This is a genomic window from Nocardia pneumoniae NBRC 100136 (genome assembly GCF_000308755.1).
In the GTDB taxonomy this organism is placed as follows: domain Bacteria; phylum Actinomycetota; class Actinomycetes; order Mycobacteriales; family Mycobacteriaceae; genus Nocardia; species Nocardia pneumoniae.
Map to the genome: position 1 here is coordinate 1 of NZ_BAGF01000006.1, position 22,866 is coordinate 22,866.

Sequence of the window (22,866 nt, forward strand, 5' to 3'; positions counted from 1 at the left end):
GCATCGCGGTCGTCCGCGGCTCGCTGGTACAGCGAGGCGTCGGCGTTCGCGGCGGCGGCGAACTCCGGGGTGGGTGGGTACGAGTCCCTGTGGTCGGCGGTGGTTTCAGTCATTTCGTCTCTTCTTTCCACGTAGCCTGAGCGCACGATTCGACGCAGCCGAGTTCGACAGTAATCAACTGTGACCTACGCCGCGTGCGGTGTGTCGGCCGGGTTTCGCCGCCGTCACGCCGTCGCGCGTCGGCACGACGACCGCCCGGGCGCGACGACCTCGGCGGAGGCAATGTTCCGGCCGGGCGGGTATTTACGCACCAAACTTGGGGTGTTTCGGCGATGTTGCCGGATCGGTAACAAGTGCAACGAACTCGGATCAATCCGGTGACAGTGCCCGCGCCGGTGGTTACTCTGCCAACCACACAGGCGGATCGTGTCGGCATGCGCTGGTGGACTTCGCGCGGGTGCCGTCCGGCTCCCCCCTTCTCGCAACGGGAGAACGCGTTGAGATTCCACAGAGCGATGGCGCTGACCGCGGCAGTACTGCTGGCCACGAGCCTCGGGTTGGCCGCCTGTTCCTCGGGCGACGGCGCCGATGCCGACATCGTCACCGTCAATGGCGGCGAGCCGCAGAATCCGTTGGTACCCACCAATACCAACGAGAACATGGGCGGCCGCGTGGTCGACCGGTTATTCGCGGGGCTGAAGTACTACGACGCCGACGGCAAAGCACACGACGAAATGGCGGAGTCGATCCAGACCACCGATCGCAAGAACTACCGGGTGACCCTCAAACCGAACTGGAAATTCAGCGACGGCACACCCGTGACGGCCAAGTCGTTCGTCGACGCGTGGAACTACGGCGCGCTCGGCACCAACGCGCAGCTACAGAGCTATGTGTTCAGCCCCATCGTCGGTTTCGACGAGGTGTCCGCGGAAAAGCCGACGGCACAGACGATGTCGGGACTGAAAGTGATCGATGACCGCACTTTCACCATCGAGTTGAAGGCGCCCTCGAGCGACTTCGAGACCGGGCTCGGGTACGCGCCGTTCTACCCATTGCCGGAGGCCGCGTTCAAGGACATGAAAGCGTTCGGCGAGAACCCGATCGGCAACGGCCCCTATGAATTCGCGCGCACCGGGGCGTGGGAGCACAACGTCAAGATCGATCTGGTGCCCAACCCGGACTACCCCGGCGGCCGCCCGGCCAAGAACAAGGGTCTTCGCTTCGTGATGTACCAGTCCTACGACACGGCGTACGCGGACCTGCAAGCGGGCAACCTCGACGCGCTCGACACGGTGCCCGACAGCGCGCTCACCTCCTACCGCCAGGATCTCGGCGACCGGGCGATCACCAAACCCACCGCGCAGAACCAACACATCGGCATCCAGTCCAACGTGCCGCACTTCTCCGGCCAGGAAGGGCTGCTGCGGCGCAGGGCGATCTCGATGGCGATCAACCGTGAGCAGATCGCCGAGAACATCTTCCACGGCACCCGGATTCCAGCCCGGGACTTCACCGCCAGCACGCTGCCGGGATTCGATCCGAACCTGCCCGGCTCGGAGGTGCTGAAGTACAACCCCGACGAGGCCAGGAGACTGTGGGCGCAGGCCGACGCGATCGCGCCCTGGTCGGGCCGCTACGAGATCGCCTACAACTCCGACGGCGGCCACCAGGCTTGGATCGAGGCCGTGGCGAACAGCGTGAAGAACACGCTGGGTATCGACGCCATCGGCACGCCGTACCCGACGTTCAAGAACATCCGCGACGAAATCAACGCGCACACGATCAACAAGGCGTTCCGCTACGGCTGGCAGGGTGACTACCCGACCATGCTGCAGTTCCTCACCTCGCAGTACTACAGCTACTCCGACACCAACAACGTCGACTACAACAACCCCGAAGTCGACCGCCTGCTCGACGCCGCCCAGGCCGCGCCGACCCAGGAGGAGTCCTACAAGATCATCGCGCAGGCCCAGGCCCTGATGATCAGGGACATGGCCGACATCCCCGTGTTCGACTACGTGGCCGCCGCGGGCCGCTCGGACCGGGTTCGGAAGGCCGAACTGGCCTGGAACGGCCTGTTCGCCTTCGAGGACATCGAGAAGTAGCCGCTCGCCGCCCTGCGTCGCCTCCGGCGCGGGCAGCGCTGACCCAGGAGGCGAAATGGCCTGGTACGTCCTGCGGCGTCTGCTTCAGATGATCCCCGTCTTCCTCGGGGCGACGCTGCTCATCTATGCCCTGGTCTTCCTCGTTCCCGGCGACCCGATCCACGCGTTGGCCGGTGACAAGCCGATGACGCCCGCCGTGGAGGCGCAGCTGCGGGCGCGCTACCACCTCGACGAGCCGTTCCTCGTGCAGTACCTGCTGTACCTGAAGGGCATCGTCACGTTGGACTTCGGAACGGCCTTCTCCGGTAGGCCGGTGCGGGACGAACTCGCCCGCGCGTTCCCGATCACGATCAAACTGGCGTTGCTCGCTGTGCTCGTCGAGTCGGTGTTCGGCATCGCGTTCGGGTTGCTCGCGGGACTGCGCAAAGGCAAGCTGTTCGATTCCACGATGCTGGTGATCAGCCTGATCGTCATCGCGGTTCCGGTCTTCGTGGTCGGGTTTCTCGCGCAGTTCCTGCTCGGCGTGAAATGGGGAATCGCACCGGTGACCGTCTCCGGCCGGGCCACGATCGGTGAACTGCTGGTCCCGGCCTTCGTGCTCGGATCGCTCTCGTTCGCCTACGTGCTGCGGCTGACCCGGAACTCGGTGGCGGAGAACATGTCCGCCGACTACGTCCGCACCGCCACGGCCAAGGGGCTCGGCAGGCGTCGCGTGGTGACCGTGCACATCCTGCGCAACTCGATGATCCCGGTGATCACCTTCCTCGGCGCCGACCTCGGCGCCCTGATGGGCGGCGCGATCGTCACCGAGGGGATCTTCAATATTCCCGGCGTCGGCGGCACGCTCTACCAGGCGATCACCCGGGGCGAGCCGCCGACGGTGGTCTCCTTCGTCACCGTGCTGATCGTCGTCTTCCTGATCACCAACCTGGTCGTCGACCTGCTCTACGCCGCACTCGACCCGAGGATTCGCTATGCCTGACCAGACCAGGGGCGGCCAGGAACGCCGCGGCCAGGAGCACTTCGTCGCGCCGCCCGACGAGGTGGAAGTGCTCGGCACCGACGTCGTGCTGGATTCCGGCTCGCCGACCAGTATCTGGCGCGACGCGTGGCGACAGCTGCGGCGCAATCCGATCTTCATCGCCGCGGCGGTGCTCATCGTGTTCGTGCTGATCGTGGTGATCTGGCCTGGCTGGTTCACCAGCCAGGACCCGCGCTACTGCAACGGCGACTTCAGCATGGACCCGCGCAGCGCGGGCCACCCCTTCGGCTTCGACAAGCAGGGGTGCGATATCTACGCCCGAACCGTCTATGGCGCACGGGCTTCCGTGCTCGCCGGAGTCGGCGCGACCGTGCTCTTCGTGCTGATCGGCGGCACGCTCGGCGCGCTGTCGGGCTTCTACGGCGGCCTGCTGGACGCGCTGGTATCCCGGGTCGCCGAGATCTTCTACGCGATCCCGCTCATGCTGGCCGCCATCGTGATCATGCAGTTGCTGGACGCCCGCACGATCTGGACCGTGATCGTCATCCTCGCCTCGTTCACCTGGCCGCAGGCCGCACGGATCGCCCGCAGCGCGGTGATCCAGGCGAAGAACAGCGACTACGTGACGGCGGCGCAGGCGTTGGGGGTGTCGCGGCTACAGACGCTGCTGCGCCACGTGCTGCCGAACGCGGCGGGGCCGCTGATCGTGGTCACCACGCTGTGGCTGGGCGTTTTCATTGTCACGGAGGCGACGCTGTCCTACCTCGGCGTCGGATTGCCGCGCACAGTGGTGTCCTGGGGCGCGGATATCGCCACCGGCCAGAAGGAGATCCGCACCTCCGCGATCCTGTTCTATCCCGCGACGGCTCTGGCGCTGACCGTGCTGAGCTTCATCATGCTGGGCGACGCGGTGCGTGACGCCCTCGATCCGAAGGCGAGGAAGCGATGACGGAGGGGGAGCCGCTGCTCGAGATCACCGGCCTGAACGTGAGTTTCACCGCCGACGGCAAGCAAGTGCCCGCGGTGCGGGACGTGAGCCTCTCGGTGTACGCGGGCCAGACCGTGGCCATCGTCGGCGAATCGGGCTCGGGCAAATCGACCACGGCGCACGCCGTCATCGACCTGCTGCCGGGAACGGGACGCGTCACTTCCGGCTCGATCCGGTTCGACGGCAAGGACCTCACCGCGGCCTCGAAACGAGACATCGTCGCCGTTCGCGGTAGCGGCATCGGTTTCGTGCCGCAGGACCCGATGTCGAATCTGAATCCGGTGTGGAAGATCGGGTTCCAGATCCGCGAGACCCTGGAGGCCAACGGCATCGCGAAAGGCAGTGCGGCCGGGAAGCGCGCCGTGGAACTGCTCGAGGAAGCGGGCATGCCCGATGCCGAACGCCGGGTGAACCAGTACCCGCACGAGTTCTCCGGCGGCATGCGCCAGCGCGCGCTGATCGCGATCGGTCTGGCCTGCCGTCCCAAACTGCTCATCGCCGACGAGCCGACCTCGGCGCTGGACGTCACCGTGCAGCGGCAGATCCTCGACCGTCTCGATCGGCTCACCACCGAACTCGGCACGGCGGTTCTGCTGATCACCCACGATCTCGGACTCGCGGCCGAGCGCGCCGAGCACTTGGTGGTGATGTATCGCGGGCGGGTGGTGGAATCCGGTCCGGCACTGCGGATCCTGCGTGATCCCCAGCACCAGTACACCAAGCGGCTGGTGAGCTCGGCGCCCTCGCTGGCCGCGCAGCGGAAGTCGTCGGTGCGGCAGCGGGCCGAGATCCGCGCGCAAGCGGCGCGGGCGGCCGAGCAGGTCGCGACGGCCGATGCCGAGCGCACGGCGGTTGCGGACGAGGTGGTCGTGGCGGAGCACCTGACCAAGACATTCCGCATCCGCGACCGCGTGCCGTGGAAATCGACCGAGTTCGTCGCGGTGGACGACGTCTCGTTCCGGCTGCGCCGCGGTTCGACCACGGCGATCGTCGGCGAATCCGGCTCGGGCAAAACCACGGTGGCGCGGATGGTCCTCGGTCTGCTCGCCCCGACATCCGGATCGGTCACCTTCGACGGCAACGAGATCGCCACGCTGGATCGCAAGGACGCCTTCGCCTTCCGGCGCCGGGTGCAGCCGGTCTTCCAAGACCCCTACGGCTCGCTCGACCCGATGTACACCATCTACCGCACCATCGAGGAGCCGCTGCGCACGCATCGGATCGGCACGCCCAGGGAGCGCGAGGCGACCGTCCGCGAACTGCTCGACAAGGTCGCGCTGCCGTCCAGCGTGCTGCGGCGCTACCCGAACGAGCTGTCCGGCGGGCAGCGTCAACGGGTGGCCGTCGCTCGCGCACTTGCGCTGCGGCCGGAGGTGGTGGTGTGCGACGAGGCGGTGTCCGCGCTCGACGTGCTGGTACAGGCGCAGATCCTTCGGCTGCTCGGCGAACTGCAGACCGAGCTGGGGCTGACGTATCTGTTCATCACCCACGATCTGGCCGTCGTCCGGCAGATCGCCGACGACGTGCTGGTCATGCAGCGCGGGAAGGTTGTCGAGGCGGCGTCCACCGACGAGGTGTTCGACAACCCGCGCCAGGAGTACACCCGCAAGCTGCTCGACGCCATCCCGGGGCGCACCCTGCTGGCCGGGTAGGCGTACCTCCGCCTTCGCTCCGGCCGTGCGCGGGCTGAGGACGGACTGCGTCCGGCAGCGCCGAACAGGCGGGCGAATCGGTCCCGGAGCAGGCAAGTAGCCTCATATGCCGTGACCGATCCGCTACAGCCCCTCGCCGATCTACCGGGTGTCCGGGACGCGGCCGACCGTGCCCGCGACGCGCTCGCCGAGGTGCATCGGCACAAGGCGAACCGCCGCGGATGGCCGACCACGGCGGCCGAGGCCGCGGTGCGCGCGGCCCGTTCCTCGGCCGCCATCGACGGCGGCAGCACGGAACTTCCCGCCGACGGCCGCGTGGCGGATCCGATCCTGGCCGGTTCGCTGCGGGTCGGACAGGCATTGGACGGTGACGCATTGCGCAACCTGGTAGCCACCTGGCAGCGGGCGCCGCTCCAAGCGCTGGCGCGGCTGCATCTGCTGGCCGCCGCGGACCTGGTTCCGGCGGAGGAGTCGCTCGGCAGGCCGCGCGGCGAGGCGGGTGTGGCGCAGCGGCTGGATCTGTTGGCGCAAACGGTGCTCGGCTCGCGCGCGCCGGCGCCGGTGATCGCCGCGGTAGTACACGGTGAGCTACTCGCGCTGCGACCGTTCGGGACGGCGGACGGTGTGGTCGCGCGGGCAGCCTCACGCCTGGTCGCGGTGTCCAGTGGGCTGGACCCGCACAGTCTCGGCGTACCGGAGGTGTTCTGGTTGCGCAGGCGCCAGACCTATCTGGACGCGGCCGCCGGGTTCGGGACCGGAGATCCGGAGGCAGTGGGCGGCTGGGTGATCTTCTGCTGCGGGGCCTTCGAGGACGGAGCGCGCGAGGCCACATCGATCGCCGACTCGGCGGTGGGATGACGGCGGCCCCCTACACGTCAAAGCGGGCGGCGTTGTCTGTCGACCTCACCGCCCGCTAGCACGGACTACCGGGTTACCAAGCGTGCTAGGTGGGTTGTGTTCTGCGGCCTCGGCGACCATCCGGACATCGCCGGTTCATCCCCGCAACCTGTGCGAGGCCCTCGCCGTCGAATACCCGGATTTCGCAGGCCCACAACGCTTCTGCCCTTGTCGCGGCGTGCTCCGCGTGGGTACCTGGTGTCCGTGCTGGGAAGGATGGTCGGGAGACAGTCCCTTCTCTTCCGGTACTGCCTAGGCCTTCCGCCCTTCCGTAGTTACCTTTCTACACTGTGACTGCATTCACATCAAGGGTTCGGATGGCATTGGATAAGCAGCGTATTTCTCGGCGTTTCGCGGTTAAAATGCCTGGTCTTCGTCCCTTGCGGCACGTCGTCTAGCCTATTGGCAAGGGCCTGGGAACCCGCGCGGAGCAGCGCCCGAGCGTCAGCGGCGCCGGCGCAGGATCCGGTAGCTGATCGCGCCTGCCAGTACAGCGCTCACGCCGACCACGGCCGTCGCGGCGAGCGTGGTGGACGACGGCGCCTGGAAGCGCGCCCACAGCGACACGGGGTTGGAGAAGGTCAGAATGGGCCAGCCGCGCGCGGTGGCCTCGCGGCGCAGATTGCGGTCCGGATTGACCGCGGTCGGGTGCCCTACCGCGCCGAGCAGCGGCAGATCGGTGATCGAGTCGGAGTACGCGTAACAGCGCGACAGGTCGTAACCCTCGCTGGCGGCGAGCTTTTCGATCGCGGCTACCTTGCCCTCGCCGTAGCAGTAGAAGTCGACCTCGCCGGTGTACTTGCCGTCCGCCACCACCATCCGAGTTGCGGCGGTGTGCGAGGCGCCGAGCGCTTCGGCGATGGGGGCGACGATCTCCTCGCCGGAGGCCGACACGATCACCACGTCGTGCCCCCGGATCTTGTGGTCGGCGATCAGATCGGCCGCCTCCGCGTAGATCAGCGGCTCGACCAGCTCGTGCAGTGTCTCGCCCACAATGGATTTCACCTGCTCGACATCCCAGCCCGCGCACATGCTGGTCAGGTGGGCGCGCATCCGCTCCATCTGGTCGTGGTCGGCCCCCGACAGCAGGAACAAGAAGTGGGCGTAGCTGCTCTCCAGGACGGCGCGGCGGTTCAACAGCCCCTGCGCGTAGAAGGGCTTGCTGAACACGAACGTGCTCGATTTCGCGATCACGGTCTTGTCCAGATCGAAGAAGGCGGCGACGCGGCCGCCCGTGGCGGGTGGGTTGTCCACCCGATCAGAATAGGCGGCGGCCTCACGTCCGCTCGGCCCGGCGCGTAAGCGGCGTCCTCGAGCTCCGCTCGGCCGGGCGCACGAGCGGCGTGCTCGAGCCTGCGCTCGGTCCGGCGCGGCTGCGGATGATTCATCCGGGTGCGCCCATTGGGCATGGGTGTCCTGGAGGCGAAGTGGGCGACCGTGCCGGAGGGTTTGCCCCGCAGACGCCGGGGCTGGGGTGGCCGCAAAGTTCTCCGATGATGGACTTGCGTCGTGGCCGGGGATTGGGTGTAGTATTGCTGGCACCTGGACATGGTCCAGGCGCGTTCAGCCCGACCCCCCGGGGCTGAACCCGACGGCCCCAGCCTCCTCCCCCCCCGGCTGGGGCCGTCCTCTATTTCCGGGACGATTCGTTGGGCCGCGTGGCTCGAGAAGTTGTCCACAGCCCGTGAGTTATCCACATTCGGCGCAGACCCCCTTCTTTGCTCGGCCGGACTCGGTCACGCTGACCTGCATGAATCTCGACCACTCGGCGCCGGGCGGCACGCCGCCGGCGCTCGTGCTGATCCACGACGCCCGCTTGCGTGACGAAGTCCGGCGCATCGCGGCCGCCGCCGAGCGGACCCTAGACGAGCCGTCGCAACCCGTCGGGAGGCATGCCTGGACCGGCGCGGCGTTGGTGATCCTCGACACAGATGCCGCACGAGAAGTGGCGGCCGGGGGATATCTGCGCCGGACCGGGGTGGTGCTGGTAACCGACGGTGAGCCAGGGTTGCTCGATTGGCAGGTCGCGGCATCGGTCGGCGCGGAGCGGGTTATCCCTCTGCCTGGCTCCGCGGTGGGCCTCATCGAGATGTTTGCTGAGTACGGCGAGCAGCGTGCGGGCGACGGAGTGGTCGTCGCCGTGGCCGGGGCAGGCGGTGGGGCAGGAGCGTCCACCCTGGCCGTCGCGGTCGCGCTGCGCGCCGCCGCCGAGGGGTTCCGGCGAGCGACCTTGCTGGTCGACGGCGCACCTTTCGGAGGAGGGCTCGACCTGCTCCTCGGCATCGAGACAACAGCGGGCTTGCGCTGGCCCGACCTGGTCGTCGAGGACGGACGGGTATCCGCGGCCGCTCTGCACGGCGCGCTGCCCGCGGCCGCGCCCGGCCTTGCCGTGCTGTCCTGCGCTCGATGCGGTGCGGGACGGTTGCCGCGTGAACTCGGCGCTGCCGGTGTCCGCGCGGTGCTCGAAGCAGGCCGTGCCGCAGGCGATTTCGTAGTTTGCGACATTTCGGGTGAGCGGGGGCCGCATGCCGACCAGATGCTCGACGCGGCGGATCTCGTCGTGTTGGTCGTTCCGGCCCGGCTGCGCGCGGTCGCCGCCGCCGAAGCGATGTCCGCCCATATCGCGCGCCGAAACCCGAACCAAGGCTTGATCGTTCGCGGACCCGCACCCGGTGGGCTACGCGGAGAAGAGGTCGCCGAAGTGCTCGACCTTCCCCTGCTCGCCGCCGTCCGCGCGCAAACCGGGCTGGCGCACCGCCTGGAGCGCGGCGCGGTCTCGGTGCGCCGCCGTGGACCACTGCGCGACGCCGCCGACGCGGTCCTCGGTGTACTCAGCGCGCCAGCCGGGCAGCGACGGTGACGAGGCGGCCGCGAATGAGCGTCAGCGAGGTGCGGGGATGAATGGGATATTGACGCGTGAGCTGCTGGATCGAGTGCGCGAGCGACTGGCCGCCGAGACAGGTGATCCGGATCCGGCGCAGGTCGCCGCCGCCATCCGGGCCGAGGCAGGCGGGGTGCTCGGCGACACCGACCTGCTGCGGGCGCTGCGGTTGTTGCAGACCGAGATGACCGGCGCGGGCGTGCTCGAACCGTTGCTGCACGATCCTGATGTCGCGGACGTGCTGGTGACCGGTCCGGACGCGGTGTGGATAGATCGCGGGCGTGGACTGGAGAAGACCTCCATCACGTTCCCCGACGAGGCCGCGGTCCGGCGGCTCGCGCAGCGCCTGGCGCTGTCGGCGGGGCGGCGGCTCGACGACGCACAACCTTGGGTGGACGGGCGACTGTCCGGAACCGGTGCAGCGCTGGGCGATTCGTTCGGTGTCCGGTTGCACGCGGTGCTCGCGCCGGTCGCCCATGGCGGCACCTGCCTTTCACTGCGCGTACTTCGCCCGGCTACGCAGGGGTTGGACGCGCTGGCCGCGGCGGGTGCGGTGCCGGCGGAGGCAAAGTTCTTGCTGGAGCGCATTGTTCGGGCACGGCTGGCGTTCCTGGTGGTCGGCGGTACCGGGGCGGGTAAGACGACGCTTCTGTCCGGCCTGCTGGCCACGGTGCATCCGACGGAGCGGATCATCTGCGTCGAGGACGCCGCCGAGCTCGCACCACCCCATCCGCATGTCGTCCGCCTGGTCGCAAGGACCGCGAACGTCGAGGGCGTCGGTGCGGTCACCGTGCGCGATCTGGTCCGCCAGGCGCTGCGCATGCGTCCGGACCGAATCGTGGTCGGCGAGGTCAGGGGAGCCGAAGTCGTCGACCTGCTGACCGCGTTGAACACCGGTCACGACGGCGGCGCTGGCACCGTGCACGCCAACTCGCCGCAGGAGGTCCCCGCACGGCTGGAGGCCCTTGCCGCGTTGGGTGGAATGGACCGCGCGGCTCTGCACAGCCAACTCGCCGCCGCGGTCCAAGTCGTCCTTCATGTGCATCGCCGATCCGACGGAATCCGCGAACTGCGTGAGATCGGCCTGGTGCACCGCACCGACGGTGGCCGGGTGCGGATCACGCCCGCCTGGCACACAGCGGGCGAGGCTCCCGCCGCCGCCGATCTGTCCCGCCTGCTCGCCGAACGGCTCGACCGATGAGTGCGGCGATGGTGTGTCTCGCGCTGGCGCTGGTCGCTGTTCCCGCGCCTGGATCACGGCGCCGGTTCGCTCGGATGTTCAGCGCACGAGGCGAGCCTCGAAGGCCCGCGTGGGGTGCCATGGCCCGCGCCGGTGCCCTCGCAGGCGTTGTAGCCGTGCTCGTCCTGCTCGGACCAGGTCCTTTCCTGGCGGCGAGCATGATCGCGGGGACGCTGGCGCTGCGGGCCCGCCGATCCGCGCGAGACCGGCGCCGGAACGTCGAGCGCGGCTACCTGCTCGAGGCGTTGGAAGCGGTCATCGGCGAATTGCGGGTAGGAGCCCATCCGAGTGCGGCCGCCGACGTCGCGGCGCGCGAGGTGCACGGCGAGTCGGCACGCGTCTTCGCCGTCGGCGCCGCACGCAGTCGGCTCGGCGGATCCGCCGCCGAGGGGCTGCTACTGCCGGAGTCTCTCGTCGCGGCGGAGCTGTCCCGTATCGCGGCCGCGTGGCAGGTCGCCGAGCAGCACGGTCTGGCACTCGCCGAGTTGTTGTCAGCAGCCCGTATGGATCTCGCGGAGCGCATACGGTTTCACGGCCGCACCACCGCCGCGCTGGCCGGTGCCCGCGCCACCGCCGCGGTTCTGGCTTGCCTGCCGTGTCTCGGTGTCGCGCTCGGCCAGATGATGGGCGCTTCTCCGCTGGGTGTCCTCTTCGCCTCATCCGCTGGCCAAGTGCTGTTACCCCTTGGCACCGGGCTGGCCTGTACCGGACTGCTGTGGACCGATGTCATTACACGAAAGGTACTGGTATGAGAGCGCTTTCGCGTCGGTTGGCGAGGGCGGGATTGTGGGTGACCAGTTTCGGTGTCCTGTCACCGTCCAGGTTGCCGGTGTCCGTGTCGCCGCACGGAGACGGCCGTGAACAGTCCCGCAGTCACGACGATCTCGCGGACGGTACGAACGGCGCTGTCGCCGTGCGCCGACCACCGGTCATGCGGTGGGCGAGGAGATTTCATGCTCCGAAAGGGGAGGGTTGGGATGACAGTGACGACGCAGACGGTCGCACCGCTGCTGCTGTCGGCGATCGCCTTGGCACTGCTGCCGGGACGAGTGGCGGTCGGTCGGCGGTTGCGTGCCCTCCGCCAACCGGTCGGCGGGCAGGCCGAGGCGTCGAGTGGAGGACGGAACGTCGATCCTCTGGCCGCCGCCTCGGTCTTCGATCTGCTGGCTGCGTGCCTGCGAGCCGGCCTGCCGATGGCGGACGCGGCCCGGGCTGTGGCGCCCGAGGCGCCCGAACCGCTCGGTGGAGCACTGCGGCGGGCCGCAGATCTGCTCGCACTGGGCGCGGACGCGGCCACCGCCTGGGAACAGGTCGCCCGGGATGGCGCCGGGCGTCCGGGGGCCGACGAGATCGAGTCACTGGCCAGGATGGCGCGCCGATCGGCTCGGTCCGGTGCGTCACTGGCGGTCGCGGTGGGCGAGCTGGCCGGCCAGCGCAGGGCCACGGTCGAAGACACGGCCGCCGCGAAGGCGGAACGCGCGGGCGTGCTGATCGGCGGACCGCTGGGCTTGTGCTTCCTTCCCGCATTCGTCTGCCTCGGCATCGCGCCCGTGGTCATCGGCTTGGCGGGCAGGGTACTCGGCGGCGGTCTGCTGTGATCCGGCCGAGCAGCGTCCTGCGGACAACGCGTTCATGCGCCGCGATCGCGCGGATTCGGATCGGTCAGCTGGATTCGCGGCGGTGGCGTGAGGTCACGGGGCCTCGTCCGTCGAGGAAAACGTGCTCGTGCGGAGCGGCCGCACGAGCCGGATCGAGAGGGGAATCGGGTGCGTATCGAGCGGGTGACGAGGTCGGTCGGCCAGCGACTGAAGGCTATATATACGGGCCTGCGCGGGCGAGCGGTGCAGGTGTTGGTCGCGGAGGACGGCATGAGCACGGCGGAGTATGCGATCGGCACGATCGCGGCGGCGGCGTTCGGTGCGGTGCTCTACGGCGTGGTGACGGGCGACAGCATCGTGAACGCGCTGACGAAGATCATCGACCGGGCGCTGAACACGTCGGTGTAGGCGGCGTCATCGGTGGCCGCCGGTGTCACCGGCGGCCGGGGCCGAGTGACGACCGAGGGGCGGTCACAGTCGAGGCGGCGCTCGCGCTGGCCGCGGTGGTCGCCACCGTCGTGCTGTGTCTCGGTGCCTTGCTGGCGGCGTCGACGCAGGTCCGCTGTGTCGACGCCGCCCGCGAGGCGGCGCGTTTGGCCGCGCGGGGCGATCACGGCAATGCGGTACCCGCGGCCCGACGGATCGCCCCGCCGTCGGCCGACATCGCTGTCCGGACCGATGGCGCCCACGCCGTCGCCGTCGTCTCCGCCCGAACTCCCCTTCTGCCGCTGCTCACGCTCCGCGCCGAGGCGGTCGCGACGCTCGAGCCGGGGACTGCGCCGTGACTGCGACGTTCTCGGTCCGCTCGCTGGCACGGTCGGCGTCGGCCGGACACCGATGCGCCACCGGTGGCGGTGCTCGTCGGACCGGGAGAACGGGCGTCACGCGGCGTACGGCGGAACTTCAGCGCGTGTACAGAGCGGAAGGGGCGAGCCACTGTGAGGGGAAGCACGCAGGTGATGCCGGTCATGGACTTCAGCGCTGCGGGCAGCCCCGTCGCGAAGCCCTTCACCGGACCGGGCGCTGGGCATGGCGCCGGTGTGCGGGGGTAGTTCATGGCGAGGACGGTCTGGCGACCGTGTTCGCGGGCTCGGCATTGGTGGCGCTGATCGGAGCCACATTGTTGATCGCGCACGTGGGCGCCGTAGTGGTGGCGCGACATCGCGCGCAGGCAGCGGCGGATATGGCGGCGCTGGCAGCGGCGAGCGCATTGGTGCAGGGCGTGGATGTGGCGTGCGCCGAGGCGGAAGAGGTGGCGCGGCGAATGGAGACACACATCCGGATCTGTGCGGCCGCGGAGTGGGACGTCACCGTCACTGTCGAAACGAATGTACCAATAGGTCTGTATGGCGATCGGAGCGTCGGAGCGATCGCTAGAGCCGGACCGGTTGAAGAGTGAAGAGTTCGATACACAACCGCCCGAGCGTCGCTTAGTGTGGCGGAAAGCGGAATTCTACCGGCCGGTCAAAACCAGGGCTCGCGCAATTTCCCCAGTGCTCGGGATATCAAAAACGAATGAATGCGCATGTTCGCAACAGATGGTGTGGCAATAGGCTAGTTAACATGAATTCTTTCCTTTTTATTCCGGGGGTCGACGTGGTGCCATCCCATTGGGAGCTGTCTCAACGGTCCCGGCGGGTGCGCTGGCAACCTGGACAAGCGATCACATGCCGGGCTCCGGATCGTCACGAATCGGCCGAGGCAGCGTCATCGTCGGCCAATGCGGCCAGTACGGCGGTGAGCAGGCGTGCCGCGCCGGCCTTGTCCAGCGGGTGGTTCCCGTTGCCGCATTTCGGCGATTGAACGCAGGAGGGACAGCCAGCGGCACAGCCGCAGGACTCGATGGCAGCGAGGGTCGCCGAAAGCCACCGCCGGAGCTGCGCGAACCCGCGCTCGGCGAAACCGGCGCCGCCTGCTTGACCGTCGTAGACGAAGACCGTGGGCAGCCCGGTGTCCGGATGCTCGGCCGTGGAGACGCCGCCGATGTCCCATCGGTCGCAGGTCGCCACCAGCGGCAACAGGCCGATCGCCGCGTGCTCGGCCGCGTGCAGCGCTCCCGGAACGTCCTGGGGCTCGATTCCGGCCAGCGTCAACAACTCGGGCGTCACCGTGTACATCACGGCTCTCGTGGGGAGCGTTCGCGGGGGGAGATCGAGTTCCACCAGGTCGAGCACTTCACCGGTGGAAAGCGTGCGCAGGTAGCCGATCACCTGACTGGTGACCCGCACCTGTGCCAGCGCCGTCGTCACGTGACCGTGGCGGCGGTGCTCGGTCATCGTCTCGATGGTGATCGAGGTGGTCTGCCGCGCGCTGGTGGTCCATCCCGGTTCCGCCGCGTGCACGAAGGCCACGCCATCCTCGAGATCCAACTCGTCGACCACGTAGGTCTCGCCCTGATGCAAGTGCACGGCGCCCTGGTGCAGCGTGGCCTGCGCCCGTCCCGCGTCGGTGGTGCCCAGGAGCCTGCCGGTCTCGCCGTCCACGATGGCAACCGGCGCGCCGATTCCACCTCGGACGTCGACCGCGTCGTGCGGCTGCGTCTCCGCGGTCACGTACCACCGCGCGCCGCTCTGTGCTCCGCGCCGTCTGATCAGCCCTTTCGCGGTCAGGTCGTGCAGGACTTCGCGCGCGCCGAGCTCGTCCACCTCGCTGTCGGTGAGCGGCAGCTCCAGCGCGGCACACAGCAGTTGCGGACCGAGCACGTAGGGGTTGCGCGGATCGGTGATGGTGGCCTCGACCGGTTTGTTCAGCAGCGCGTCCGGGTGGTGGACCAGGTAGGTGTCGAGTGGATCGTCCCTGGCCACGAGCAGCACCAGCGATCCCTGGGTCCGTCGGCCCGCCCGCCCGGCCTGCTGCCAGAACGATGCGACCGTACCGGGAAAACCCGAGATGACCACGGCGTCCAGCCCCGCGATATCAACGCCGAGTTCCAGCGCGTTGGTCGTCGCCGCGCCCAGCAGCGACCCGTCCGACAACGCCGCTTCCAGGTCGCGCCGATCCTCCGCGAGGTAGCCCGCGCGATAGGACGCCACCCGCCCGGCGAGGTCAGGGTCGATGTCGGTCAACAACCGCCTGGCATCCATCGCGGTTTGCTCGGCGGCCCGGCGTGACCGGACGAAGGTCAAGGTCCGCGCGCCTTCCGCCACCAGATCCGCCATGATCCGCGCTGCCTCCGCGGTGGCCGCCCTGCGGACCGGGGCGCCGTTTTCGCCGGTCACCGCGGTGAGCAGCGGCGGCTCCCAGAGCGCGACCGTGCGCGGCCCCTGCGGTGAGCCGTCCCGCGTGACCGCCGCACAGGGCGCGCCGATCAGCCTCGACGCGGCGGCCGCCGGGTCGGCCGTGGTCGCCGAGCACAGCACGAACACCGGATCGGCGCCGTATCGGGCGGCGATCCGCCGCAGCCTGCGCAGCACCAGCGCGACGTGCGAGCCGAAGATCCCGCGATAGGCGTGGCATTCGTCGACGATCACATAGCGCAGCCTGCGCAGCACGCGCGCCCAGCGCTGGTGCGACCGCAATATGCCCAGGTGAAGCATGTCGGGATTGGTGAAAATCCAGCGCGCGTTGGCGCGCACCCACTGCCGGATCTCGGCCGGTGTGTCACCGTCGTAGGTGGCCGGATGGATATCCCGCAGCGGGCCTTCGTGGGTCAGTTCCCCGACGGAACGCAGCTGATCGGCGCCGAGCGCCTTCGTCGGAGCCAGGTACAGCGCGGTGGCTTTCGGATCCGTTTGCAGCGTGGTGAGCACCGGAAGCTGATACCCGAGCGACTTGCCCGACGCGGTCCCGGTGCTCACGACCACGTGTTCGCCTTCGAAAGCCAGGTCTGCCGTCTCGGTCTGATGACTCCAGGGCGCGGCTACGCCTGCGTCGTGCAACGCCGCGATCACATCCGGCGATGCCCATGTGGGCCAGGCGGTGCGATCGGCCGCCCGCGGCGGCAACTCGACGACATGGGTCAGCCGGGGGTCGTCACCCGGGACTCCGGCTAGGACACGATTCAGCAACGATGTCCCGTAGGGCAGGTCGGTTCGGGGCCGCGCGGGGCCTGCCGAGCCCGCTGGATTCACGAGACGATCCACGCCACACGCTCGGAAAGTGTGAAACGTGTGCGTCCGGGAAGCATCACCTGCCATTTCGATACCCAATAGCGACCTGGGTCACAGCTGGATTGCCGAACGTCGACTCGGTTATCAGAAGGCAAACGAACTGTAAGTCCGGATTCCGCCATTGTGTCCCTCACCTGCGCATTCGCAAGATCAACTTTTTTGCAAATTGTCGGTAACTCGACTGTTGAATTGCCCGGAGACATGGTTCACTGGTTCCTGGTCGCAAGCTTCTGTGTTCGAGGGACGGATCCAAAGTCCAAACCGTCAGCAGGATCGATGTTGCGAACGGTGTGCTTGGTGCTTTCCTGCAGGGGGAACCAACAGTACAGCGGTCGGAACGGACCCGGTGGACGAACCCAGTTGTCCGCCGTTCCGGTAAGAAAAGAGAAGGAACAGAATGGCACAGGGAACTGTGAAGTGGTTCAACGCGGAGAAGGGGTTCGGCTTCATCGCGCCCGAGGACGGCTCCGCTGACGTCTTCGTCCACTACTCCGAGATCCAGGGTTCGGGCTTCCGCACCCTCGAGGAGAACCAGAAGGTCGAATTCGAGGTCGGTCAGGGCACCAAGGGCCCGCAGGCCACCGGAGTGCGTGCGCTCAGCTGAGCGGCGCAAGATCCACCGCTCGTCCCCCACCGCCGCAAGCGGGGTGGGGGACGAGCTATATCTGGGGTAGACACGGCCCGCGCGAACCGGCGGAACGCCCGTCGAACACGGCTGCCGCGCCGAGGTGGCGAAAAGACAGGGCATACTGGCTTGAACTGACGCGCGTACCCTCAGTGGTTCGAGTCGCAAGCACTCGACCACACGCGGCGTCACGGTATAAACGTGTCTGGTGGCGACGTACAGCCGTCGCAGCCGCTTACCCCCAGCCGCGCGCAGCGGAAACAACGCAGCGCGGGTCGATAAGGAAAGGTGTATTCGCCGGTGGCAACACGAGACCGCGGTGCAGCCGACCAGGGCCGTCCCCTGCGTCGTCTCGTGATCGTCGAGTCCCCGACCAAGGCCCGCAAGATCGCGCCGTACCTCGGTCGTAACTACACGGTCGAGGCGTCGGTCGGTCATATCCGGGATCTGCCGCGGGGCGCGGCCGACGTCCCGGCCAAGTACAAAGGACAGTCCTGGGCGCGTCTCGGCGTGGACGTGGACAACGACTTCGAGCCCATCTACGTCGTGAGCCCGGACAAGAAGGCCAAGGTCACCGAGCTCAAGAGCCTGCTGAAGGACGCCGACGAGCTCTACCTGGCCACCGACCCCGACCGCGAGGGCGAGGCCATCGCCTGGCATCTGCTGGAGACGCTCAAGCCGAAGGTGCCGGTCCGGCGGATGGTGTTCCACGAGATCACCGAGCCGGCCATCCAGGCCGCCGCGGCCGACACCCGCGAGCTCGACAGCGACCTGGTCGACGCCCAGGAGACCCGCCGCATCCTGGACCGGCTGTACGGCTACGAGGTCAGCCCGGTGCTGTGGAAGAAGGTCATGCCGCGGCTGTCGGCGGGCCGCGTGCAGTCGGTGGCCACCCGGGTGATCGTGCAGCGCGAGCGCGAGCGGATGTCGTTCCGTTCGGCCGAGTACTGGGACATCGCCGCCAAACTGGACGCGGGCACCGGCGAGGAAGGCGACACGACCAACCCGAGGACCTTCGGGGCCCGTCTGGTGACCGTCGACGGCGCCAGGGTCGCGACCGGGCGGGACTTCGGTCCGGACGGCCACCTCAAGGCCACCAACGGCGTCATGGTGCTGGACGAAGGCTACGCGCGGCGGCTCGCCGAGGCGCTGGACGGTGCCGACCTGGTGGTCTCCTCCGCGGAGGCCAAGCCGTACAGCCGCAAGCCGTATCCGCCGTTCATGACCTCGACGCTGCAGCAGGAGGCGGGGCGCAAGTTGCGTTTCAGCTCCGAGCGGACCATGCGGGTCGCGCAGCGGTTGTACGAGAACGGCTACATCACCTACATGCGTACCGACTCGACCACGCTGTCGGAGTCGGCCATCGCCGCGGCCCGTTCGCAGGCCACCCAGCTCTACGGCGCCGAGTACGTGCACCCCACCGCGCGGCAATACAACCGCAAGGTGAAGAACGCGCAGGAGGCACACGAGGCGATTCGCCCGGCGGGCGATACGTTCGCCACGCCCGGCCAGTTGCACTCGCGGTTGGACAACGACGAGTTCCGCTTGTACGAGCTCATCTGGCAGCGCACCGTCGCCTCGCAGATGGCCGACGCCAAGGGCACCACGCTGACCCTGCGCATCACCGGCGTCGCCGGCACCGGCGAGGAGTGCGTGTTCTCCGCTTCCGGTCGCACCATCACCTTCCCTGGCTTCCTGCGGGCCTACGTGGAGAGCGTGGACGAGGAGGCGGGCGGTCAGTCCGACGACGCCGAATCCCGGCTGCCCGCGCTGGAGGAAGGCCAGGCGGTCACCGCGGTCGAGCTGAACCCGGACGGGCACACCACGAATCCGCCCGCCCGCTACACCGAGGCGTCGCTGATCAAGACGCTCGAAGAACTCGGCATCGGTCGTCCGTCGACGTACGCGTCGATCATCAAGACGATTCTCGACCGCGGGTACGTGTACAAGCGCGGCAGCGCACTGGTGCCGTCCTGGGTGGCGTTCGCCGTGATCGGCCTGCTGGAAGAACATTTCGGCCGCCTGGTCGACTTCGACTTCACCGCGGCCATGGAGGACGACCTCGACGCCATCGCCGGTGGCCGCGAACAGCGCGGAAACTGGCTGTCCAGCTTCTACTTCGGCGGCGACCACGGCGTCGAGGGCTCGGTCGCGCGCTCGGGCGGGCTGAAGAAGATGGTCGGTGACCGGCTCGACGACATCGACGCCCGAGAGATCAACTCGATCAAGCTGTTCAGTGACGCCGACGGACGCGACGTCGTGGTCCGGGTCGGGAAATACGGGCCATACCTGGAGCGGATGGTCCCGAATCCCGAGGATCCGGAAGGCGTTTCGGTCTCGCAGCGAGCCAATCTGCCCGATGATCTCCCGCCGGACGAGCTGACCCCCGAGGTCGCCGAGAAGCTGTTCGCGACGCCGCAGGAAGGGCGGACGCTCGGCGTCGACCCCGAGACCGGGCACGAGATCGTCGCGAAAGAAGGACGTTTCGGTCCGTACGTCACCGAGATCCTGCCCGAGCCGCAGGCCGAGGAGGGGCAGGAGGCCCCGAAGAAGAACGCGAAGAAGGCCGCCGCGCCGAAGCCGCGCACCGGGTCGCTGTTCAAGTCCATGGATCTGGCCACCATCACGCTCGACGACGCGCTGAAGCTGCTGTCGTTGCCGCGTGTGGTCGGCACCGACCCGGCCACCGGCGAGGAGATCACGGCGCAGAACGGACGGTACGGGCCGTACCTGAAGAAGGGCACCGATTCGCGGTCGCTGAACACCGAGGACCAGATCTTCACCGTGACGCTGGAGGAGGCGCTGAAGATCTACGCGGAGCCCAAGCGCCGCGGACGGCAGGCTTCGAGTTCGGCCCCGCTGCGTGAGCTCGGCACCGACTCGGCCACCGGTAAGCCGATGGTGATCAAGGACGGCCGCTTCGGCCCGTACGTCACCGACGGCGAGACCAACGCGACGCTGCGCAAGGGCGACGAGATCGAGTCGATCACCCCGGAGCGGGCCATGGAGCTGCTCGCCGATCGGCGAGCCCGCGGACCGGTGAAGAAGGCTGCCAAGAAGACGGCGGCGAAGAAGGCCCCAGCCAAGAAGGCCGCGGCGAAGAAGACCGCCGCCAAGAAGGCGACCACCACCAAAACGGTCGCGAAGAAGACCACGGCGCAGAAGGCGGCGGCGAAGAAGACGGGCGTCGGCAAGTCGTGAGTTCGCGGCTCGTGGCGTGGGCCGTAGCCTGGCGCCATGAGTACCGAACAGGAACGCGAGGATCTGATCGCGATGCTCGCCGACCAGCGCGCGCTTTTTCGCATCACCTTGCGCGGCATCGACGATGAGCAGGCGCGGCGCCGGACCACCGTGAGCGAGCTGACCCTCGGCGGCCTGCTGCACCACCTGATCAACTGCGAGCGGCATTGGACCTCGGTGATCGTGCGGCGCGACGAGAACGCGGAACTGGACGTCTCGAAGTTCGCCGGCGAGTACGTCATGGCGGCCGAGGAGACCGTGGCCGGCCTGCTGGCCACCTGGGACGACGTGGCGGCGGCGACGGCCGAGCTGATCCGCTCGGTGGACAGCCTCGACACCTCGATCCCCACCCCGACGGCGCCGTGGGCACCGGAGCGGATCTGGCAGTCGGTGCGCTACACGGTGCTGCACATCCTGCGGGAGATCGCGCACCACTCCGGGCACGCGGACATCATCCGCGAGGCGCTCGACGGGGCGAACAGTACGCGGCAGCGCGCCTCCTAGCGGCACGGTATCGGCGGCTCGGCGCCCGGCCGCGGTGTCGGTGCGGGCGGCTAGGGTGTACGGCGTGGCGGGTGTCTTCGATCGGTTGGTCGGCCAGGAGGCGGTCGAGTCCGAGTTGACGGCTGCCGCCGTCGCGGCGCGCTCGGGCACGGTCGACGGGGCGATGACGCATTCGTGGTTGTTCACCGGCCCGCCGGGATCGGGCAGATCCGTTGCGGCGCTGTGCTTCGCGGCCGCGTTGCAGTGCACCGAACCGCAGGCTCCCGGGTGCGGCAGCTGCCACGCCTGCACCACCACCATGGCTGGCACGCACGGCGACGTGCGCCGGGTGGTGCCCGAAGGACTGAGCATCAGCACCAAGGAGATGCGCGAGATCGTGCAGATCGCCTCGCGCAGGCCGAGTACCGGCCGCTGGCAGGTGGTGGTGATCGAGGACGCCGACCGATTGACCGAAGCGGCGGGCAACGTGTTGCTCAAGGTGGTCGAGGAGCCGCCGGACCGCACGGTGTTCCTGCTGTGCGCGCCCTCGGTGGATCCGGAGGACATCTCGGTCACGCTGCGTTCCAGGTGCAGGCATGTGCACCTGGTGACGCCGTCGGTGCCCGCCATCGCGCGGGTGCTCACCGAACGCGACAAGCTCGACGCGAAGACCGCGACCTGGGCCGCCTCCATCAGTGGCGGGCATGTCGGGCGTGCCCGCAGGCTCGCCACCGATGAGCAGGCGCGGGCCCGCCGCCAGCGTGCGCTGGCTTTGGTCGCCGCGGTCGGCAAGCCAGGAGCTGCCTACGCCGCCGCCGACGAACTGGTCCGCGCGGCCGACGACGAAGCCAAGCAGATGAGCGCGGCCCGCGACGAACGCGAACGCGAAGAACTCGCCACCGCGCTGGGCGCTGGCGGCACCGGAAAAGGTGCGGCGAGCGCCACCCGTGGTTCCGCAGGCGTCTTGAAGGACCTGGAACGACGGCAGAAATCCCGCGCCACCCGCACCGGCCGCGACGCCCTCGATCGCGCCCTGATCGACGTGGCCGGCGTCTACCGCGACGCGCTGGCCGTCCGGTTCGGCGCCGCCCGCCGCGATTCCGGCATCGCGCTGACCCACCCCGACCTGTCCGACCAGATCCACGACCTGGCCGCCCGCGTGCGCCCCGAGGGCCTGCTCCAGTCCATCGAAGCCGTCCTCGCCTGCCGTACGGCCCTCGACCTGAACGTCAAACCTCGCTTCGCCCTCGCCGCCATGGCGGCAGCCCTGATCGCCGCCCAGTCACAGCGACCATGACCTCCCGTTTTCGCGATCCGGCCCCGAGACGATAGACTCGCTTGGCCGAAAGGCACGCCGCCTTAGCTCAGTCGGTAGAGCGCTTCACTCGTAATGAAAAGGTCGGGGGTTCGATTCCCCCAGGCGGCTCCATCTGTTTTCCCGGGGATTCCGGGCCGGTCCTGACAGCTTCGACACCCTTGGTCCCGGAACGGTTCGTCGACTCGCCACGTCTTGTCACGTTTGGTCGCAACGGCCTGCAACGCGTTCGTAGCCTGGCAGGCTGCCTGCGTGGACCCAAGGCTCGAAGTCCGGTCCACCGACGGGGCGGGCGAGTTTTGATGGTGCCGGGCGGGTCGTATCGAAGGATCGGTACGAAATGATCATGACGCTCGAACGGCAGTGCTGAGTAACGCCGCGGTAACGGCCGAAGCGGAGCCCGCGATGGTATTGGCGGTACGCCTCCGCGAACCGAAAGCTCAAGAGAGAAAGGCGGATTCGAGATGACTCGAATCACTCGGCTCACCCTCGGCGCGCTGCTGACCGTCGCTGTGCTGTCGCCCGCTGCGACCGCGCAGGCAGAGACTCCGCAGCCCACTCCGTCCGCGTCCTTGGTGGACGCCGCCGATAGCGGCTCGGCGAGCGGTTCGACGGCGCTCGTATGCACCATCATCAAGCTGGTGCTCTTGAACCAGGGCCCTGAGTTCTGCCGGTAAACGTCGAGGGCCGCGTCCGAGTATTCGACGACTGACCGTCGTGTGGCGCAGGGCATGCCATGTCGCCGGACCCC

General features: G+C 68.5%; 19 protein-coding genes and 1 tRNA gene. 18 read left to right on the forward strand and 2 right to left on the reverse strand.

Going from position 1 to position 22,866, the window contains the following annotated elements:
- Positions 1 to 515 precede the first annotated feature (515 nt).
- From ON34_RS01475 to ON34_RS01495, 5 genes are all read left to right on the forward strand, one after another.
- A complete protein-coding gene (locus ON34_RS01475) occupies positions 516 to 2,105 on the forward strand; it encodes a peptide ABC transporter substrate-binding protein (RefSeq protein ID WP_040773140.1) in 1,590 nt (529 codons plus the stop codon).
- Positions 2,106 to 2,160: 55 nt separating this feature from the next.
- Positions 2,161 to 3,087, forward strand: a complete 927-nt coding sequence (locus tag ON34_RS01480) for an ABC transporter permease (RefSeq protein WP_040773143.1) — start codon at positions 2,161 to 2,163, stop codon at positions 3,085 to 3,087.
- A complete protein-coding gene (locus ON34_RS01485; protein ID WP_040773146.1) occupies positions 3,080 to 4,036 on the forward strand; it encodes an ABC transporter permease in 957 nt (318 codons plus the stop codon). Before ON34_RS01480 ends, ON34_RS01485 begins: the two co-directional genes overlap by 8 nt.
- Positions 4,033 to 5,727 carry a dipeptide ABC transporter ATP-binding protein gene (locus ON34_RS01490; protein WP_040773149.1) on the forward strand — a complete coding sequence of 565 codons (1,695 nt, stop codon included), beginning with the start codon at positions 4,033 to 4,035 and terminating at the stop codon, positions 5,725 to 5,727. The genes ON34_RS01485 and ON34_RS01490 overlap by 4 nt, the downstream gene beginning before the upstream one ends.
- Positions 5,728 to 5,838: 111 nt before the next feature.
- Complete coding sequence (locus ON34_RS01495) at positions 5,839 to 6,585, forward strand: Fic family protein (protein ID WP_040773151.1); 747 nt, start codon at positions 5,839 to 5,841, stop codon at positions 6,583 to 6,585.
- A gap of 483 nt (positions 6,586 to 7,068) precedes the next feature.
- On the opposite strand, the gene ON34_RS01500 is transcribed toward ON34_RS01495, so the two are convergent.
- On the reverse strand, positions 7,069 to 7,878 hold the full coding sequence (locus tag ON34_RS01500; RefSeq protein ID WP_040773153.1) for an HAD-IB family hydrolase: 810 nt from the start codon (positions 7,876 to 7,878) through the stop codon (positions 7,069 to 7,071).
- Between the two features lie 496 nt (positions 7,879 to 8,374).
- Between ON34_RS01500 and ssd the strand changes: the two genes are divergently transcribed.
- The 7 genes from ssd to ON34_RS01535 all read left to right on the forward strand — a co-directional run bounded on the left by ssd (position 8,375) and on the right by ON34_RS01535 (position 13,742).
- Complete coding sequence (gene ssd / locus ON34_RS01505; RefSeq protein WP_051022048.1) at positions 8,375 to 9,484, forward strand: septum site-determining protein Ssd; 1,110 nt, start codon at positions 8,375 to 8,377, stop codon at positions 9,482 to 9,484.
- Positions 9,485 to 9,521: 37 nt separating this feature from the next.
- Positions 9,522 to 10,706, forward strand: a complete 1,185-nt coding sequence (locus tag ON34_RS01510; RefSeq protein ID WP_040773499.1) for a TadA family conjugal transfer-associated ATPase — start codon at positions 9,522 to 9,524, stop codon at positions 10,704 to 10,706.
- The gene (locus ON34_RS01515) at positions 10,703 to 11,497 is read left to right on the forward strand and encodes a type II secretion system F family protein (RefSeq protein WP_040773155.1); all 795 of its coding nucleotides are present in this window, start codon (positions 10,703 to 10,705) and stop codon (positions 11,495 to 11,497) included. The genes ON34_RS01510 and ON34_RS01515 overlap by 4 nt, the downstream gene beginning before the upstream one ends.
- 225 nt (positions 11,498 to 11,722) lie before the next feature.
- Positions 11,723 to 12,343: a type II secretion system F family protein gene (locus ON34_RS01520; protein WP_040773158.1), complete on the forward strand. Its 621-nt coding sequence runs from the start codon at positions 11,723 to 11,725 to the stop codon at positions 12,341 to 12,343.
- Positions 12,344 to 12,559: 216 nt separating this feature from the next.
- Positions 12,560 to 12,751, forward strand: a complete 192-nt coding sequence (locus ON34_RS01525; RefSeq protein ID WP_040773501.1) for a DUF4244 domain-containing protein — start codon at positions 12,560 to 12,562, stop codon at positions 12,749 to 12,751.
- Between the two features lie 8 nt (positions 12,752 to 12,759).
- A complete protein-coding gene (locus tag ON34_RS01530; RefSeq protein WP_040773503.1) occupies positions 12,760 to 13,128 on the forward strand; it encodes a TadE family type IV pilus minor pilin in 369 nt (122 codons plus the stop codon).
- Between the two features lie 284 nt (positions 13,129 to 13,412).
- Positions 13,413 to 13,742 carry an Rv3654c family TadE-like protein gene (locus ON34_RS01535; RefSeq protein ID WP_040773506.1) on the forward strand — a complete coding sequence of 110 codons (330 nt, stop codon included), beginning with the start codon at positions 13,413 to 13,415 and terminating at the stop codon, positions 13,740 to 13,742.
- Positions 13,743 to 14,028: 286 nt separating this feature from the next.
- Here ON34_RS01535 and sftH read toward each other — a convergent pair whose 3' ends face one another.
- Positions 14,029 to 16,350 (reverse strand): DEAD/DEAH box helicase, encoded by a 2,322-nt coding sequence (gene sftH, locus ON34_RS01540; protein ID WP_040773160.1) that lies wholly within the window; start codon positions 16,348 to 16,350, stop codon positions 14,029 to 14,031.
- Positions 16,351 to 16,849: 499 nt separating this feature from the next.
- On the opposite strand from sftH, the gene ON34_RS01545 reads away from it, so the two are divergent.
- From ON34_RS01545 to ON34_RS01570, 6 genes are all read left to right on the forward strand, one after another.
- Positions 16,850 to 17,056 (forward strand): cold-shock protein, encoded by a 207-nt coding sequence (locus ON34_RS01545; protein ID WP_011206895.1) that lies wholly within the window; start codon positions 16,850 to 16,852, stop codon positions 17,054 to 17,056.
- A 375-nt stretch (positions 17,057 to 17,431) separates the two neighbouring features.
- Complete coding sequence (gene topA, locus ON34_RS01550) at positions 17,432 to 20,278, forward strand: type I DNA topoisomerase (protein ID WP_245547847.1); 2,847 nt, start codon at positions 17,432 to 17,434, stop codon at positions 20,276 to 20,278.
- A 36-nt stretch (positions 20,279 to 20,314) separates the two neighbouring features.
- On the forward strand, positions 20,315 to 20,821 hold the full coding sequence (locus tag ON34_RS01555; protein WP_040773170.1) for a mycothiol transferase: 507 nt from the start codon (positions 20,315 to 20,317) through the stop codon (positions 20,819 to 20,821).
- Positions 20,822 to 20,885: 64 nt separating this feature from the next.
- Positions 20,886 to 22,097, forward strand: coding sequence for a DNA polymerase III subunit delta' (locus ON34_RS01560; protein ID WP_040773509.1), 1,212 nt, complete (start codon positions 20,886 to 20,888; stop codon positions 22,095 to 22,097).
- A gap of 56 nt (positions 22,098 to 22,153) precedes the next feature.
- Positions 22,154 to 22,229: transfer RNA gene (locus tag ON34_RS01565), tRNA-Thr, on the forward strand.
- A 350-nt stretch (positions 22,230 to 22,579) separates the two neighbouring features.
- Positions 22,580 to 22,792 (forward strand): hypothetical protein, encoded by a 213-nt coding sequence (locus ON34_RS01570; protein WP_040773173.1) that lies wholly within the window; start codon positions 22,580 to 22,582, stop codon positions 22,790 to 22,792.
- Positions 22,793 to 22,866: the final 74 nt, after the last annotated feature.